This window comes from Aeromonas sp. S19(2024), from assembly GCF_041402625.1.
Classification (GTDB): Bacteria; Pseudomonadota; Gammaproteobacteria; order Enterobacterales; family Aeromonadaceae; genus Aeromonas; species Aeromonas caviae.
This window is the reverse complement of the sequence record NZ_JBGLQU010000005.1, coordinates 294,557-311,092: the sequence shown is the minus strand read 5'-3', so window position 1 is coordinate 311,092 and position 16,536 is coordinate 294,557. Positions and strand designations below refer to the sequence as shown.

General features: G+C 62.5%; 14 protein-coding genes. All 14 read left to right on the top strand.

Features of this window, described 5'->3' with window-relative positions:
- Nucleotides 1-315: a cell division protein FtsL gene (gene ftsL, locus ACB037_RS13035; protein WP_371175414.1), complete on the top strand. Its 315-nt coding sequence runs from the start codon at nt 1-3 to the stop codon at nt 313-315.
- Nucleotides 312-2,078: a peptidoglycan glycosyltransferase FtsI gene (locus ACB037_RS13030; protein WP_010675841.1), complete on the top strand. Its 1,767-nt coding sequence runs from the start codon at nt 312-314 to the stop codon at nt 2,076-2,078. Before ftsL ends, ACB037_RS13030 begins: the two co-directional genes overlap by 4 nt.
- Before the next feature lie 95 nt (nt 2,079-2,173).
- Complete coding sequence (gene murE / locus ACB037_RS13025) at nt 2,174-3,658, top strand: UDP-N-acetylmuramoyl-L-alanyl-D-glutamate--2,6-diaminopimelate ligase (RefSeq protein WP_371175413.1); 1,485 nt, start codon at nt 2,174-2,176, stop codon at nt 3,656-3,658.
- On the top strand, nt 3,655-5,010 hold the full coding sequence (gene murF, locus ACB037_RS13020) for a UDP-N-acetylmuramoyl-tripeptide--D-alanyl-D-alanine ligase (protein ID WP_371175412.1): 1,356 nt from the start codon (nt 3,655-3,657) through the stop codon (nt 5,008-5,010). Before murE ends, murF begins: the two co-directional genes overlap by 4 nt.
- Nucleotides 5,004-6,086 carry a phospho-N-acetylmuramoyl-pentapeptide-transferase gene (gene mraY, locus ACB037_RS13015; RefSeq protein WP_010675838.1) on the top strand — a complete coding sequence of 361 codons (1,083 nt, stop codon included), beginning with the start codon at nt 5,004-5,006 and terminating at the stop codon, nt 6,084-6,086. The genes murF and mraY overlap by 7 nt, the downstream gene beginning before the upstream one ends.
- A gap of 3 nt (nt 6,087-6,089) precedes the next feature.
- Nucleotides 6,090-7,373, top strand: coding sequence for a UDP-N-acetylmuramoyl-L-alanine--D-glutamate ligase (murD, locus tag ACB037_RS13010; protein WP_043154094.1), 1,284 nt, complete (start codon nt 6,090-6,092; stop codon nt 7,371-7,373).
- Nucleotides 7,370-8,554 (top strand): cell division protein FtsW, encoded by a 1,185-nt coding sequence (gene ftsW, locus ACB037_RS13005; RefSeq protein ID WP_043154095.1) that lies wholly within the window; start codon nt 7,370-7,372, stop codon nt 8,552-8,554. The genes murD and ftsW overlap by 4 nt, the downstream gene beginning before the upstream one ends.
- Nucleotides 8,551-9,618, top strand: coding sequence for an undecaprenyldiphospho-muramoylpentapeptide beta-N-acetylglucosaminyltransferase (gene murG / locus ACB037_RS13000; RefSeq protein WP_371175411.1), 1,068 nt, complete (start codon nt 8,551-8,553; stop codon nt 9,616-9,618). Before ftsW ends, murG begins: the two co-directional genes overlap by 4 nt.
- Before the next feature lie 110 nt (nt 9,619-9,728).
- Nucleotides 9,729-11,183 (top strand): UDP-N-acetylmuramate--L-alanine ligase, encoded by a 1,455-nt coding sequence (murC, locus tag ACB037_RS12995; protein ID WP_161646694.1) that lies wholly within the window; start codon nt 9,729-9,731, stop codon nt 11,181-11,183.
- Nucleotides 11,184-11,280: 97 nt separating this feature from the next.
- Nucleotides 11,281-12,033: a cell division protein FtsQ/DivIB gene (locus tag ACB037_RS12990; RefSeq protein ID WP_029314839.1), complete on the top strand. Its 753-nt coding sequence runs from the start codon at nt 11,281-11,283 to the stop codon at nt 12,031-12,033.
- Nucleotides 12,014-13,273, top strand: coding sequence for a cell division protein FtsA (ftsA, locus tag ACB037_RS12985; protein WP_010675832.1), 1,260 nt, complete (start codon nt 12,014-12,016; stop codon nt 13,271-13,273). Before ACB037_RS12990 ends, ftsA begins: the two co-directional genes overlap by 20 nt.
- Before the next feature lie 39 nt (nt 13,274-13,312).
- The gene (gene ftsZ, locus ACB037_RS12980) at nt 13,313-14,464 is read left to right on the top strand and encodes a cell division protein FtsZ (protein ID WP_005305686.1); all 1,152 of its coding nucleotides are present in this window, start codon (nt 13,313-13,315) and stop codon (nt 14,462-14,464) included.
- A gap of 102 nt (nt 14,465-14,566) precedes the next feature.
- Complete coding sequence (gene lpxC / locus ACB037_RS12975; protein ID WP_010675831.1) at nt 14,567-15,490, top strand: UDP-3-O-acyl-N-acetylglucosamine deacetylase; 924 nt, start codon at nt 14,567-14,569, stop codon at nt 15,488-15,490.
- 140 nt (nt 15,491-15,630) lie between these two features.
- Complete coding sequence (locus ACB037_RS12970; RefSeq protein WP_039040495.1) at nt 15,631-16,536, top strand: M23 family metallopeptidase; 906 nt, start codon at nt 15,631-15,633, stop codon at nt 16,534-16,536.

Sequence of the window (16,536 nt, the reverse complement as noted above, 5' to 3'; positions counted from 1 at the left end):
ATGAGCGACGTGCGCGTTCACCTCGCCAGGGAGATCGTTGCGGATCTCTGGCGCCACAAGTTGCAGGTCCTGTTGACCGTCGCCGTGCTGGTCACCGCCTTTGCGGTGATCCTGGTGACCAACATGACCCGGGGTCTGACGGCCAAGCAGAACGATCTGATGGCGGAGGAGGACAGGCTAAACATCGAGTGGCGCCACCTCTTGCTGGAACAGGGCACATTGGCTGAGCACTCCCGGGTGGCGAGTCTGGCCATGGACAAATTGCAGATGTCTCGTCCCCTGGTGACCACTGAAAAGGTAATTACACAACCATGACACGCAAGGCGGCCACCAAGGCTCCGGCAAAGGACAAAGCCAAGGCGAAAGCACCCTCACTCTACCCGTGGCGCTTTCGTACCCTGGTTTTCTTCATCGGCATCGCATTTGCGGGGCTGATCCTGCGGCTGGCCTGGATCCAGGTGATCGATCCGGACAGACTGCGCCAGGAGGGGGACATGCGCTCCCTGCGCACCACCTCCACCCAGGCGGTGCGCGGCATGATCACGGACCGCAATGGCGAACAGTTGGCGGTATCCGTGCCGGTCGAAGCGGTCTGGGCCGATCCCAAGACGGTGCATGAGTCCGGTGCCATCCACAACGAGCGTGCCTGGCTGGCACTCTCCGCCGTGCTCAAGCTCGACATCAACACCCTCAAGCATCGCATCGCCAACCCGAGCAAGCGCTTCGTCTATCTGCAGCGGCAGGTGACGCCTGCGGTGGCCGAGTACATCAAGGGGTTGAAGCTGGGGGGCATCTATCTGCGTCCCGAGGCGCGCCGTTTCTACCCGACCGGCGAGATAAGCTCCCACCTGGTGGGGGTGACCAACATTGATGGCAGCGGCATCGAGGGGATTGAGCGCAGCTACAACGAGTGGCTGACCGCGACCCCTGGCGAGATGCGGGTGCGCAAGGACAGGCAGGGCCGCGTCATCGAGCGACTTGGCCTGGTGAAAGAGGGCAAACACGCCAACGATCTGCAACTGAGCATCGATCAGCGGGTGCAGGCGCTGGCCTATCGCGCCCTCAAACGGGCTACCGACGAGAACAAGGCCACCTCCGGCTCCATGGTGATGCTGGATGTGAAGACCGGCGAGGTGCTCGCCATGGTCAACACCCCCTCCTACAACCCGAACAACCGCGGCCAGTACCAGAGTTTCCGGGTGCGAAACCGGGTGGTGACCGATACCTATGAGCCGGGTTCCACGGTCAAGCCATTGATTTTGCTTAGTGCCTTGCAAGCCGGTGTCACCAGCTGGAAGGACTTCATCCCGGGCGGCCCCCTCTTCATCGGGGCCAAGCAGATCCGTGACGTGAGTATCCACAAGGCGACCAACCTGTACGACATCCTGCGCTACTCCTCCAACATCGGCATGTCGCGCATCGCGCTGCGGATGCCGGCCCAGGAGATGATCAATACCCTGAGCATGGTGGGATTCGGCATGGACACCGGCAGCGGCCTGATGGGGGAGAGCAGCGGCATGCTGCCCCAGCGTCGCCGCTGGTCCGACATCGAGCGAGCTACCCTGTCGTTTGGTTATGGTCTGCGAGTGACCCCGCTGCAGCTGGCCTCCGCCTACGCCACCCTGGCCAACAAGGGCAAGCGGGTACCGCTCTCCATCATCAAGGTGACCAAGCCGCCCAAGGGTGAGCAGGTCATCGATCACAACAACGCCGCTGCCATGTTGCAGGCGCTGGAGTACGTGGTCAGCAATGCCATTCCCAAGGCCCAGATCCCCGGTTATCGGGTCGGTGGCAAGAGTGGTACCGCCAAGGTGGCCGTGGCTGGGGGCTATGGCAAGGACTACATGGCCTGGTTTGCCGGTTTCGCGCCGGCCAGCAATCCCCGTTTTGTCATGGTGGTGGTGATTAACGAACCCAAGGGGGATGCCTACTACGGCGGTGCCGTGGCGACCCCGCCCTTTGCGGAGGCCATGGGAGGCGTGTTGCAGCTCTTCAACATCCGTCCCGATGCGATCCCGCCCGAGGTACCCGCCAAGCTTGCCCGCACGGAGGCCAACAATGGCGCACCGCGTACTTGACGGGCATCCGGTTTTTTCCATCGGCCCCGCTGCTGTCGGGGCGTTTTCCATGGCGTGTACGAGCGCCCGCATTCCCGCATTTTCGGAGGCTTCCCATGCCGCCCCGCACACTTGATCAACTGATGAGCCGCTTCGGCATCGATGCCCCGGCGCTTTCCCTCAACGATCTCCAGCTCGACAGCCGGCGGGTCGGTCCCGGCTCGCTCTTCGTGGCGATTCGTGGCCATCAGGTGGATGGCAGGCGCTTCATCGAACAGGCGGTGGCTCAGGGAGCGACCGCCGTGCTGTTTGAGGAGGACGGAGAATTCGTCCCTCCGGCGACCCAGATCCCCTGCATCGGCATGAGGGATCTTCCCGCTCGTCTCTCCGAGCTGGCCGGTCATTTCTACGGTCACCCGGCGCAAAAGTTGCAACTGGTGGGCATCACGGGCACCAACGGCAAAAGCACCACGGCCCTGCTGGTGGCCAACTGGCGCACCCTGCTGGGGGGCAAGGCCGGGGTCATGGGCACCATAGGCAACGGTCTGTTTGGCGAGCTCATCGAAGCAGAGAACACCACGGGCAGCGCGGTCCAGGTGCAGGCCAATCTGGCCGCCTTGCAGCAGCAGGGGGCTGATCTGGTGGCGATGGAGGTCTCCAGCCACGGTCTGGTGCAGCATCGCGTGGCGGCCCTGCCGTTTGCCGCGGCAGTCTTCACCAACCTGAGCCGGGATCATCTGGACTATCACGGCACCATGGAGGCCTATGCCGCCGCCAAGGAGGAGCTGCTGAAGCTGGTGGATGAGCCTTGCGCCGTCATCAACGCCGATGATCATCTGGGACGGCAATGGCTGGCGACCTATCCCGGTGCGGTGGCCTTCGGGGTTCATGGTCCGATTGATAACCATGCCGGACGACAACTGACGGCGCAGGATCCCCATTTCCACCAACAAGGTTTCGATACGCGCATTAACTCCAGCTGGGGGAATGGTGTATTATCCGCCCCCTTGCTTGGCCGCTTCAACGTCAGCAACGTGCTGGGCGCCATGGGCGCCATGCTGGTGCTCGGCTACGACTTCGATGACCTGCTGGCGACGGCCCCCAGACTGCAACCGGTGACCGGTCGCATGGAGTGCTTCGGCGGTGGCGATGCGCCGCTCGCCGTGGTCGATTACGCCCACACCCCGGATGCGCTGGAGAAGGCATTGCAGGCCCTGCGGGTGCACTGTCACGGCCGGCTCTGGTGCCTGGTGGGATGCGGCGGCGACAGGGATCGCGGCAAGCGTCCCATGATGGCTGCCATGGCGGAGCTGCATGCGGACTGCGTGATCCTGACCGACGACAATCCCCGTACCGAGGAGCCGGCCCGGATCATGGCCGACATGGTGGCGGGTCTTCGCGATCCCGGCGCCGTGCAGATTGAGCATGACAGGACCAAGGCAATCCAGCTGGCACTGAGTCAAGCGAGCAAAGAGGACATCATCCTGGTGGCCGGCAAAGGCCACGAGGATTATCAGATCATTGGAACCGACAAGCGGCACTACAGCGATCGGGAAACCGTCGCAGCCGCCTTGCACACATTAATGGAGTCATTCAAATGATGACCCTCAGGCTTGCCGACCTGGCGCAGGTGCTCGATGCCCGTCTGATCGGGGGCGACCATGAGATCACGGCGGTCAGCACCGACACCCGTACTCTGGGCGCGGGGGCGCTGTTCGTGGCCCTGCGCGGCGAGCGTTTCGACGCCCACGATTTCTGCGACCAGGCGGTTGCCGCCGGCGCCAGTGCCCTGCTGGTGGAGCGCGAATTGCCGCTGGCCATTCCACAACTGGTGGTGGGCGACACCCTCAAGGGGCTTGGGCGTCTGGGCAGGCTGGTGCGCGAGCGCATCAATCCGAAAGTGCTCGCCATCACAGGCAGCTGTGGCAAAACCACGGTGAAGGAGATGGCGACGGCCATCCTGCGCTGTGAAGGGGAGGTGCTGGCCACCGCCGGCAACTTCAACAACGAGGTGGGGGTGCCGCTGACCCTGCTGCGCCTCGAGCCGCAACACCAGTTCGCGGTGATGGAGCTGGGAGCCAACCACCCGGGCGAGATCGCCTGGACCACGTCGCTCGCCAGACCCGACGCCGCCATCATCAACAACGTCGCTGCCGCGCATCTGGAAGGCTTTGGCTCCCTGGAAGGGGTGTTCCATGCCAAGAGCGAAATCTTCGAAGGGCTAGGCGAGGGCGGCACCGCCATCGTCAATGCCGACAACGAGTTCTGGCCGAAGTGGCGTGAAAAGGGCATCCAGTGCGCCTTCTCCCTCCAGGATCAGCGTCAGCCGTTCCACGCCCGCGACATCGTGCTCAACGAGCAGGGTTGTGCCAGGTTCGTGATGGTGACGCCCCAGGGAGAGATGAACCTGACCCTGGCCATTCCAGGTCGCCACAACGTGGCCAACGCCCTGGCTGCTGCCGCCGGGACCCTGGCGCTGGGCGCATCGCTTGCGTCCGTCAAGGCGGGTCTGGAGCAGATGGCGCCGGTCAAGGGCCGTTTCTGCGTGCAACGCTGGGGTGGCCTCACCTTGGTGGACGACACCTACAACGCCAGCGTGGAGTCCGTGCTGGCGGGTATCGATGCCCTGACCGCCATGAACGGCTACAAGGTGCTGGTATTCGGTGACATGAAAGAGTTGGGTGAGGAGTCCGCCGCGCAGCATGCCCGGGTCGGACACCACGCCCGTGAGCAGGGCCTCAATGCCGTGCTGACCGTAGGGGAACAGAGTCGCCACACCGCAGATGCCGCGGCTGGCCGACATTTCGATAACAAGGCGTCGTTGTTTGAAGTGCTTGCGCAAATGATAAAGACACATCAGGAAATTTCGATTCTGGTCAAGGGCGCCCGTGGCTCCCGCATGGAAGATATCGTCGAGATGGTCAAGGGCCATCAGGAGTCAGCCACATGCTAGTCTGGCTGGCGGAACTGCTCACCCCGCACTTCACCTTCTTCAACGTCTTCTCCTACCTGACGTTTCGCGCCATCCTGTCGATCATCACCGGTCTGGTGGTGGCGCTCTGGATGGGGCCGCGCCTCATCCGTCGCCTGCAGATCATGAAGTTCGGCCAGGTGATCCGCAACGACGGTCCCGAGTCCCACCTCAGCAAGAAGGGCACCCCGACCATGGGCGGCCTGATGATCATTGCCGCCATCTTCACTTCTGTGCTGCTCTGGTGCCGCCTCGATAACCCCTATGTCTGGCTGGTGCTGTTCGTGCTGGGGGCCTATGGCGCCATCGGCTTTGCCGATGACTATCTCAAGGTGGTGCGCAAGAACACCGACGGCCTCATCGCCCGCTGGAAGTACTTCTGGCAGTCCGCGGTCGCGCTGGGTGTGGCGGTGTTCCTCTACGCCACGGCCACCCACGATGGTCAGACCCAGCTGGTGGTGCCCTTCCTCAAGGATGTGATGCCCCAGCTCGGCCTGATGTTCATCCTGCTGACCTACTTCGTCATCGTCGGTACCTCCAACGCGGTCAACCTGACCGATGGCCTGGATGGCCTCGCCATCATGCCCACCGTGATGGTGGCGGGGGGCTTCGCCCTGATCGCCTGGGCGACCGGCAACGTCAACTTCGCGAACTACCTGCACATTCCCTACGTGCCCTACACCTCCGAGCTGGTGATCGTCTGTACCGCCATCGTGGGCGCGGGCCTGGGTTTCCTCTGGTTCAATACCTACCCGGCCCAGGTCTTCATGGGGGACGTGGGTTCCCTGGCCCTGGGCGGCGCTCTCGGTACCATCGCCGTGCTGGTGCGCCAGGAGTTCCTGCTGGTAATCATGGGGGGCGTCTTCGTGATGGAGACCGTCTCGGTGATCCTGCAGGTCGGATCCTACAAACTGCGCGGCGTGCGGATCTTCCGCATGGCCCCCATCCATCACCACTATGAGAAGAAGGGCTGGCCGGAGCCGCGCGTCATCGTGCGCTTCTGGATCATCACCCTCATGCTGGTGCTGCTTGGCCTCGCCACCCTGAAGGTGAGGTAAGCCATGGTCATCATCATCGGACTCGGCAAAACCGGACTCTCCTGCGTCGATTACTTCCTCGACCGCGGCGTCACGCCGCTGGTGATGGACACCCGTGCCAACCCGCCGGGCAAGGACGAGCTTCCCCCCGAGGTGGAGCTCATCCACGGGCTGGACGCGGAGCGGCTCAAGCAGGCGCACATGATAGTGGCCAGCCCGGGCATCGCCCTGGCGACTCCGGAGTTGAAGGCCGCCGCCGAGTTCGGGGTGCGCATCGTCGGTGACATCGAACTGTTCGTGCGTGAAACCCAGACGCCCGTCATCGCCATCACCGGCTCCAACGGCAAGAGCACGGTCACCACTCTGGTGGGTGAGATGATCGCCGAGGCGGGACTCAAGGTCGGTGTGGGGGGCAATATTGGCACCCCGGCGCTGTCACTCCTCAAGCAGCCCATGGATCTCTGCGTGCTGGAGCTCTCCAGCTTCCAGCTCGAGACCACCTACAGCCTGCGGGCCGCCGCCTCCGTGGTCTTGAACCTCAGTGAAGATCATATGGATCGCTATGCCGGCATGGCGGATTACCGCGCCGCCAAGATGGAGATCCATCAGCACTCCCAGCACATCCTGATCAATCGCGACGATCCCCAGACCCTGCCCGATGTGGGTCAGGTTTGGCAGAGTTTCGGCCTCGACTGCAACGGCTACGGTCGCTGCGAGCTGGAGGGCCGTCACTGGCTGACTTTGCACGGCGAGCCGCTCCTGGCGGTGGACGAGATGAAGATAGTGGGTGCCCACAACCAGGCCAATGCCCTGGCGGCCATGGCCCTGTGCGATGCGGTGGGCATTCCCCGCGAGGCACAACTTGCCGTGCTGCGCCGCTTTGAAGGCCTGCCTCACCGTGCCCGCTTCGTGCGGGAGGTAAATGGGGTGCGCTGGATCAACGACTCCAAGGCCACCAACGTGGGGGCGACCCTGGCCGCCGTGGCCGGGGTGCGTGAAGCGGTCAAAGGCCGCCTGCTGCTGCTGGCCGGTGGCCAGGGCAAGGGGCAGGACTTCGGCCCGGTGCAGGCGCTGCTCGGCAGCCAGATCGATCACATGTACTGTTTTGGTCAGGATGCCGAGGTGCTGCTGGCCCTGGGCGAACAGACCGAGCGGGTTGCCGATCTTGACGCTGCTGTCGCCAAGGCGGCGACCGATGCCAGGCCCGGTGACTGGGTGCTGCTGGCACCGGCCTGCGCGAGCCTGGACCAGTTCAAATCCTTCGAAGCGCGCGGCGATCGCTTCACCGAACTGGTGCTGGCACTATGAACGCCCTTCGCGCCGTCGCAGGATTCTTGCAGCGCTGGTTGCTACCGGCGCGCCCCGCCGGTCTCTACGATCGGCAGCTGGTGGTGCTGGCCCTCGCACTGATGGGCGTCGGGCTGGTAATAGTGGCGTCCGCTTCCATTCCTGAGGGGATCGCCATCAACAACGATCCCTTCATGTTCGTGAAGCGTCACGGCATGTTCCTGGTGATGGCGCTGGGTATCTCCTGGTTCGTGTTGCAGGTGCCCATGGCACGCTGGCAGCACTACAACGGCCCCATGTTGTTGCTGGCCATCGTGCTGCTGGTGATGGTGTTGCTGGTGGGCCGCAGCGTCAACGGTTCGGTACGCTGGCTGCCGCTGGGCCCCTTCAACCTGCAGCCGGCCGAGTTCGGCAAGCTGGCGCTGTTCGTCTATCTGGCGGGTTATCTGGTGCGCCGTCAAAGCGAGGTGCGTGAACGCTTCATCGGCTTCATGAAACCCATGGCGGTGCTGTTCGTGGTGGCCATCCTGCTGCTGGCCCAGCCGGATCTCGGGTCAGTGGTGGTGATGTTCGTCACCTCCCTCGGCATGCTGTTCCTGGCCGGTGCCCGGCTGGTGCAGTTCATCGGTCTCATCCTGGTGGGTGTGAGCGCCGTGGTGACCCTGATCATCGCGGAGCCCTACCGGATGCGGCGGGTGACCTCCTTCCTCGACCCCTGGGCCGATCCCTTTGGCAGCGGCTATCAGCTGACCCAGTCCCTGATGGCCTTTGGTCGGGGGAGCTGGTTTGGCGAGGGGCTCGGCAACTCCATCCAGAAGATGGAGTACCTGCCGGAGGCCCACACCGACTTCGTGTTCGCCATTCTGGGCGAAGAGCTGGGCTACGTGGGGGTGCTTGGCGCACTCTTCCTGATTTTTGCGCTGGCGGTGAAGGCGCTCAAGCTGGGTCACCAGGCGCTGGTGGCCGAGCGGCTTTATGAAGGTTATCTGGCCATCGGCATCGGCATCTGGTTCAGCTTCCAGACTTTCGTCAACGTCGGTGCCGCCAGCGGCATGATGCCGACCAAGGGGCTGACCCTGCCGCTGGTCAGTTATGGCGGCTCCAGTCTCATCATCATGATGGTGGCGGTGAGCATGTTGATTCGTATCGATTTCGAGTTGCGCCAGGCAAGTGCCCAGGCGCGCGTGCGGGAGGTTGCGTGAGCAAGACGTTACTGGTGATGGCGGGTGGTACCGGGGGCCATGTGTTCCCCGGTCTGGCCGTCGCCGATCGCCTCAAGGCCCAGGGCTGGACCATCCACTGGCTCGGCACTGCCGACCGGATGGAGGCGGAGCTGGTGCCTGCCCATGGTTATCCCATCTCCTTCATTGACATCCAGGGGGTGCGTGGCAACGGCATCAAGCGTCTGCTCGCGTCGCCCTACCATGTCATCAAATCAGTGCTGCAGGCCCGCCAGGTGCTCAAGACCATCCAGCCCGATGTGGTGCTGGGCATGGGGGGCTTCGCCTCCGGCCCGGGTGGCGTGGCCGCCTGGCTGTCCGGCATTCCGCTGCTGCTGCACGAGCAGAATGCCGCCGCCGGCCTGACCAACAAGCTGCTGGCCCGTATCGCCAGGCGGGTACTGATGGCCTTCCCGGGTGCCTTCGCCCCCAATGCCCGTACCGCCGTGGTGGGCAACCCGGTGCGCCCCGAGGTGGTGGCGCTGCCGGATCCCCAACTGCGCAGCAGCAGCGATCCTCTGCGCCTGCTTGTGGTCGGTGGCAGCCTGGGGGCCCGGGTCCTCAACGAGCAGGTGCCTCCTGCGGTTGCAGCTGCCGGTGTGCCCATCGAGGTGCGTCACCAGTGCGGCAAGGGCAACGGGGAGGCCGTGGCTGCCTCCTATGCCGGGCTGGGGGTCGAGGCCGAGGTGAGTGAATTTATCAAGGACATGGCGGATGCCTATGCCTGGGCCGACCTGGTGGTGTGCCGCGCCGGTGCATTGACCGTCTCCGAAGTGGCCGCTGCCGGTGTGGCCGCCATCTTCGTGCCCCTGCCCCATGCGGTGGACGATCACCAGACCCGCAACGCCCTGACCCTGGTCGACGGCGGTGCGGCCGAGTTCCTGCCCCAGTCCGAGCTGACGCCGGCGGCGCTGGCGTCGCGTCTATCCTGGCTCGCCGGGCGCAGGGAAACCCTGTTGAACATGGCCCAGGCCGCGCGCCGGGTCGCCATCATCGATGCTGCCGAACGGGTTGCCGATGAGTGCAAACGGCTCGCCACCGGCTGAGCCAAACGAGATGGAAGGCCCAGATGTGCCGCCAAGGCCCCGCTTCTGTCTTCGAACTGATGAATGTCGCCGAATGAAAATGGCCTGTGGCCGCGAATTGAGAAAGAACTATGACCAAGGTTGAACTGGCAAAACTGCGTACCGTTATCCCCGAAATGCGCCGCGTGCGTCGCATCCACTTCATCGGCATCGGTGGCGCCGGTATGGGCGGTATTGCGGAAGTGCTTGCCAATGAAGGGTATCAGGTGACCGGCTCGGATCTGGCCCGCAACGGGGTGACCGAACGCCTGGCCTCTTTGGGCGCACACATCTTTGTCGGTCACAATGCCGAGCATGTGGACGGTGCCAGCGTGGTGGTGGTTTCCACCGCCATCAAGCAGGACAACCCCGAGCTGCTGGCTGCCCGCGAGCTGCGTATTCCCGTGGTGCGCCGCGCCGAAATGCTGGCTGAGCTGATGCGCTTCCGTCACGGCATCGCCATTGCCGGGACCCACGGCAAGACCACCACCACCAGTCTGGTGGCGAGCATCTATGCCGAGGCGGATCGCGACCCCACCTTCGTCATCGGCGGTCTGCTCAACAGCGCCGGCACCAATGCCCGCCTGGGCAGCAGCCGTTATCTGATTGCCGAGGCGGACGAGAGCGACGCCTCCTTCCTGCATCTGCAACCCATGGTCTCCATCGTGACCAATATCGAAGCGGATCACATGGACACCTATGGTGGCGATTTCTCCAGGTTGAAGGCCACCTTCATCGATTTCCTGCACAATCTGCCGTTCTACGGCCTGGCCGTGGTGTGCGTGGATGACCCCGTGATCCGCGGCATGCTGCCGGAGATCGCCCGTCCTACCCTCACCTACGGTCTGAGCGATGATGCTGATGTGCAGGTGCTGGACTTCGTGCAAACCAGCAATCGCAGCCGCTTCCGGGTGCGCCGTGCAGGGGCGGGTGAGCTGGAGGTGACTCTCAACCTGCCCGGTATCCACAACGCCCTCAACGCCGCCGCCGCCATCGCGGTGGCGACAGAAGACGGCATCGGCGACGAGGCCATCATCCAGGCACTTTCCAAGTTTGAAGGGGTGGGGCGCCGCTTCCAGCAATATGGCGAGTTTGAAACCGGCCGTGGCAAGGCCATGCTGGTGGACGATTACGGTCATCACCCGAGCGAAGTGAAGGTGACCATCAACGCCGCTCGTGCCGGCTGGCCCGAGAAGCGGTTGGTGATGGTGTTCCAGCCGCACCGCTACAGCCGGACCCGGGATCTCTACGAAGATTTCGCGGACGTGCTTTCCAAGGTGGATGTGCTGGTGATGCTGGAGGTCTATGCCGCCGGTGAGGAGCCCATTCCCGGTGCCGATGGCCGTGCCTTGTGCCGTTCCATCCGCTCCCGCGGCACCCTGGAGCCCATCTTTGTCGCAACGCCGGACGATGTGCCCGCGGTGCTGGCCGACCTGATTGGCGAGGGGGATTTGGTATTGACCCAGGGGGCGGGTAACGTCGGTGCACTGGCCCGTCGTCTCGGCGAGATGAAATTGAGCGTGGATAGCATGAAATCCGGTGCCTGAGGGCCCAATGAGTATTTTGACCGCCAAGCCGAGGCCTATATAATGGCGAACCGGTCTGCAAGTGGCCGGCATGGCGCGTTTTACGGGGATCGATCGGGTGGAGGCAAGGGCACAAGGGCGCACCAAGGGGGGCTTCATCGCCGGGGTGGCATTTTTCATCCTGGTCATGTGGGGGCTCTACCAGACTGCGCTGGATGTTAAAGACTGGCTGACGGATGCCAGTCGGTTGCCCATGAGCGAGCTGTTGCTGCAGGGGCAACACGAATATTTGAAGGCTGATGAGTTGCGTGCTGCCGTGCTGGATGGTGCCGAACTTCGCAACTTCTTCGAGCTGGATGTGAACGAATTGCAGGCGCGTCTGAACGCTCTGCCCTGGGTGGCCCAGGTCTCGGTACGAAAGAAGTGGCCGAACAAGATCAAGGTCTATCTCACGGAACAGGATGTGGCGGCTCGCTGGAACGGCAACCGCTTCGTCAACACCAAGGGTGAGGTATTCAGTGCCCCGGACAGGGTGAAGAAGCCCCTGATGCAGTTGTCCGGGCCCGATGATCAGGCCGCCAAGGTGCTGGAAGCCAGCCATCAGTACGAAACGCTGCTGGCGGCCAAGGGATACAAGTTGCTGGGGGTGAATCTGACCCCCCGCCATGCCTGGGAACTGACCCTGGATGGCAACATTCAGCTGTTTGTGGGGCGCTCGGATATCGCGCTTCGTCTGCAGCGGTTTATCGATGCCTTTCCGGTCATCGAGCCCCGTGAGCGGGTTGCTTACGTGGATCTTCGATACGACACCGGGATGGCAGTTGGCTGGAAGAAAAGCGAAGAGAAAGTGAATGACCAACACCGCAGATAGAAATTTGATTGTCGGACTGGATATCGGCACGACCAAGGTGGCGGTACTGGTTGGCGAAGTATTGCCCGATGGCGAACTCAATGTCATCGGCATGGGCAGCCACGCTTCTCGCGGGATGGAGAAGGGCGGGGTCAATGACCTCGACTCCGTGGTCAAGTCCCTGCGCCGCGCGGTGGAAGAGGCCGAGATGATGGCCGACTGCCAGATCAGTTCCGTCTATCTGGGGCTGTCCGGCAAGCACATCGATTGTCGCAACGAGACCGGCATGGTGCCCATCTCCGATGAAGAGGTGACCCAGGAGGATGTGGACAACGTCATCCACACCGCCAAGTCGGTGCGGTTGTCGGACGAGCTGCGGGTGCTGCACGTGCTGCCTCAGGAGTTCGCCATCGACTATCAGGAAGGGATCAAGAACCCGGTCGGCCTCTCCGGCGTGCGGATGGCAGCCAAGGTGCATCTCATCACCTGCCACAACGACATGGCGCGCAACATCGAGAAGTGTGTGGAGAAGGTGGGTCTGCGGGTGGATCAGCTGATCTTCTCCGCCTTGGCCTCCAGCTACGCCGTGCTGACCGAAGACGAGAAGGAACTGGGTGTCTGCGTGGTGGACATCGGTGGCGGCACCATGGACATGTCGCTCTTTACCGGCGGCGCCCTGCGTCACACCAAGGTGATTCCCTATGCGGGCAGCACGGTGACCAGCGACATCGCCTATGCCTTCGGCACGCCGCCGCTGGATGCGGAGGCGATCAAGGTGCGCTATGGCTGTGCCCTCGGCCGCCTGGTCAGCAAGGAAGACAATATCGAAGTGCCCAGTGTCGGCGGTCGCCCGGCGCGCAGCCTGCAACGGCAGACACTGGCGGAAGTGATTGAACCCCGTTACACCGAGTTGCTCTCCATGGTGAATGACGAGCTGGTGCGGGTGCAGAGCGAATTGAAGGCACAGGGGGTCAAGCATCAGCTGGCCGCCGGTGTGGTCTTGACCGGTGGCGCGGCCCAGATCGAAGGCATTGTGGAGTGCGCAGAGCAGATCTTCCAGAGCCAGGTCCGGGTGGGCGAGCCCATGAATATCCGGGGATTGAGTGACTACGTACAGGCACCGGTGTACTCGACTGCGGTCGGGTTGTTGCAGTACGGCCGCACCAACCAATCCACCGGCAGTAACAAGGAATATGCCGCCAAGGCAAGCGTAGGTGGGCTGGTCAAACGGGTCAGCAACTGGTTGCGTGGCGAGTTCTAAAGATTTTGCTGAGTCAGGCAAATAAAGCGGAGAGACAACATGTTTGAATTTATGGATAGCCACACTGACGAAGCCGTCATCAAGGTGATAGGTGTGGGTGGCGGCGGCGGCAACGCAGTCGAGCACATGGTTCGTCAAAACATCGAAGGTGTCGAGTTCATCACCGTGAACACCGACGCTCAGGCACTGCGCAACTCCAGTGCCAATACCACCTTGCAGATCGGCGGTGGCATCACCAAGGGTCTGGGTGCCGGGGCCAACCCGGAAGTGGGTCGTGACGCCGCCATGGAAGACAGGGAAGCGCTGCGCGAGCTGCTGACCGGTTCCGACATGGTGTTCATCGCTGCCGGCATGGGTGGTGGTACTGGTACAGGCGCTGCACCGATCGTGGCCGAAGTGGCCCGCGAGATGGGTATCCTGACCGTTGCCGTCGTGACCAAGCCGTTCTCCTTCGAAGGGAAGAAGCGGATGGGCTTCGCCGCGCACGGCATCGAAGAGCTCTCCAAGAACGTCGACTCCCTGATCACCATCCCCAACGACAAGTTGCTGAAGGTGCTGGGTCGCGGCATCTCCCTGCTGGACGCCTTCAAGGCGGCCAACGACGTGCTGCTGGGTGCAGTACAGGGCATCGCCGAGCTGATCACCCGCCCGGGCCTCATCAACGTCGACTTCGCGGACGTGCGTACCGTGATGCGCGAGATGGGTACCGCCATGATGGGTACCGGCTCAGCCTCCGGTGACGACCGTGCCGAAGAAGCGGCCGAGAAGGCCATCTCCAGCCCGCTGCTGGAAGACGTGGATCTGGCCGGTGCCCGCGGCATCCTGGTCAACATCACGGCCGGCATGGACATGACCATCGAAGAATTCGAGACCGTGGGTAACGCGGTCAAGGCCTTCGCGTCCGAGAACGCCACCGTGGTGGTGGGTACCGTAATCGATCCGGAAATGCACGACGAACTGCGCGTTACCGTAGTAGCGACCGGTATCGGTGCCGAGCGCAAGCCCGACATCACCCTGGTCAAGAACAACATGGTTCAAGAGCGTCCGGCCCGTCAGCCCCTGATCAGCGAAGCCCTGCAGTCTCGCGTGATGGAAGAGGCCCCGGCCAAGGTGGTGAACGCCGAGCCGCAAGCTCGTCGCGAACCGGATTATCTCGATATTCCTGCGTTCCTGCGCAAGCAGGCAGACTAAGCCTCTGATGGCTCTGGTTTGTTTGTTGCTTAAGGATTGTGCTAAGATGGCCCGGCAACGACCATCTGGTCAGGAATTTGAGCTGTTAAAGCGGATACGCCCATGATTAGACAAAGAACCTTGAAAACGAGTGTCCAGGCCACCGGTGTGGGCCTGCATTCGGGCCGGAAAGTCACTATGACGTTCCGTCCGGCGCCTGTTAACACAGGGATCGTTTACTTGCGTACCGATCTGAATCCTGTGGTCGCGCTGCCAGCCAACGCCGATCAGGTGCGTGATACCGTGCTTTGTACCGCTCTGGTGAACGAAGCCGGTGTTCGCGTGTCGACCATCGAACATCTGTCTGCCGCTCTGGCCGGGATGGGGATCGACAACCTCTATGTCGAGGTTGATGCTCCCGAGATCCCGGTAATGGACGGCAGTGCGCATCCGTTCATCTATCTGCTGCAGGAAGTGGGTATTCGTGAACAGAACGCGCCCAAGCAGTTCGTGCGGATCAAGCAGAGTATCCGGGTTGAAGATGGCGACAAGTGGGCGGAATTCCACCCCTATCGCAACGGCTTCAAGATGGATCTCGAGATCGATTTCCAGCATCCGGTGTTTGAAGGCCGCAACCAGCGTTGCGTGCTGGACTTCTCCGGCAGCTCCTTCGTGAAAGAGATCAGCCGTGCCCGTACCTTCGGCTTCATGCGTGACATCGAGTACCTGCGTTCCCAGAACCTGGCACTGGGCGGCAGCCTGGAAAACGCCGTGGTGCTGGATGACTACCGGGTGCTGAACGAAGATGGTCTGCGCTACGAAGACGAGTTCGTGAAGCACAAGATGCTGGATGCCATCGGCGATCTGTACATGTGCAATCGCAGTATCATCGGTGAATTCCGTGCCTACAAGACGGGCCATGCCCTGAACAACAAGCTGCTGCGTGCCCTGCTGGCCCAGCAGGAGGCCTGGGAACTGGTGACCTTCGAGGGTGAGGGCGACAAAGCGCCTATCGCTTACTACGACAACGGTCTGGTTCTGGCCTGATAGCTGTGCAACAGGACGTCGGTCATCTCTCCGCACCGACGTCCTGTCATTTGTTTATTCCATCCTTTAATACCGATTATCTCCCGGTTTTATTGCCCGTGCAGGCCCTTGGCCTCACCTGACCGAGAAGACAGATTTCTATGAGCATTACCCTGATCCTCCACGGTAAGCAGCGCCGCAGGTTGCACTTACCCAAACAACGTCTGGCCTGGGTCGGCGGTATTCTCTTCACTGTATTGGCCTTGGGGGGCGGCTGGCTCTGGCAGAGCTGGCAGCAGAAAATGGAGGCGCTGGAAGTGGCGCTGACCCTGGCGCAGCAGCAAAAATCCACGCAAGGGGCCGATGAAGCCCGCGAACAGCTTGCCATGCTGGCCGCCCAGGTGGGCACCATGCAGGGACAACTTGGTCGCCTCAACGCCCTCGGCGAGCGCCTGACCGAGAAGGCGGACCTCGATCCCGAGGAGTTCAACTTCAAGGAGCTGCCCCCGATGGGCGGCCCTTCCTACGATGCAGACCTGGAAGTCAGCCTGGGTGAATTGCAAGATTCCATGGAACACCTCAGCCGCCAGCTCAGCAGCCGCGAAGAACAGCTGTCGGTACTTGAATCCTTCATCATGAACCACCATATCACCGATGCGGGTTTCATCCCCGGCTCACCGGTCAAGCAGGAGCGTGTCTGGATCTCCTCCGGTTTCGGTGGGCGGGTCGATCCGTTCAACGGTCGCGCCAAGATGCACAAAGGGGTGGATTTCCGCGGCAGGCCCGGCACCCCCATCCTGGCGACAGGCAAGGGGATTGTCAGCTGGGCGGGGCGCCATCCGGAGTTTGGCAACATGGTGGAGATTGACCATGGCAATGGTCTGGTCACCCGCTATGCCCACAATTCCAAGTTGCTGGTGGATGTGGGCACCCTGGTCGATGAGGGCCAGAAGATTGCCCTGATGGGGCGAACCGGTCGTGCAACCGGAGTTCATTTGCATTACGAAGTGTTGAAAGATGGTCGTCAGGTCAACCCCGCGCGCTTTCTGAATGCCAGACGGGGTTAG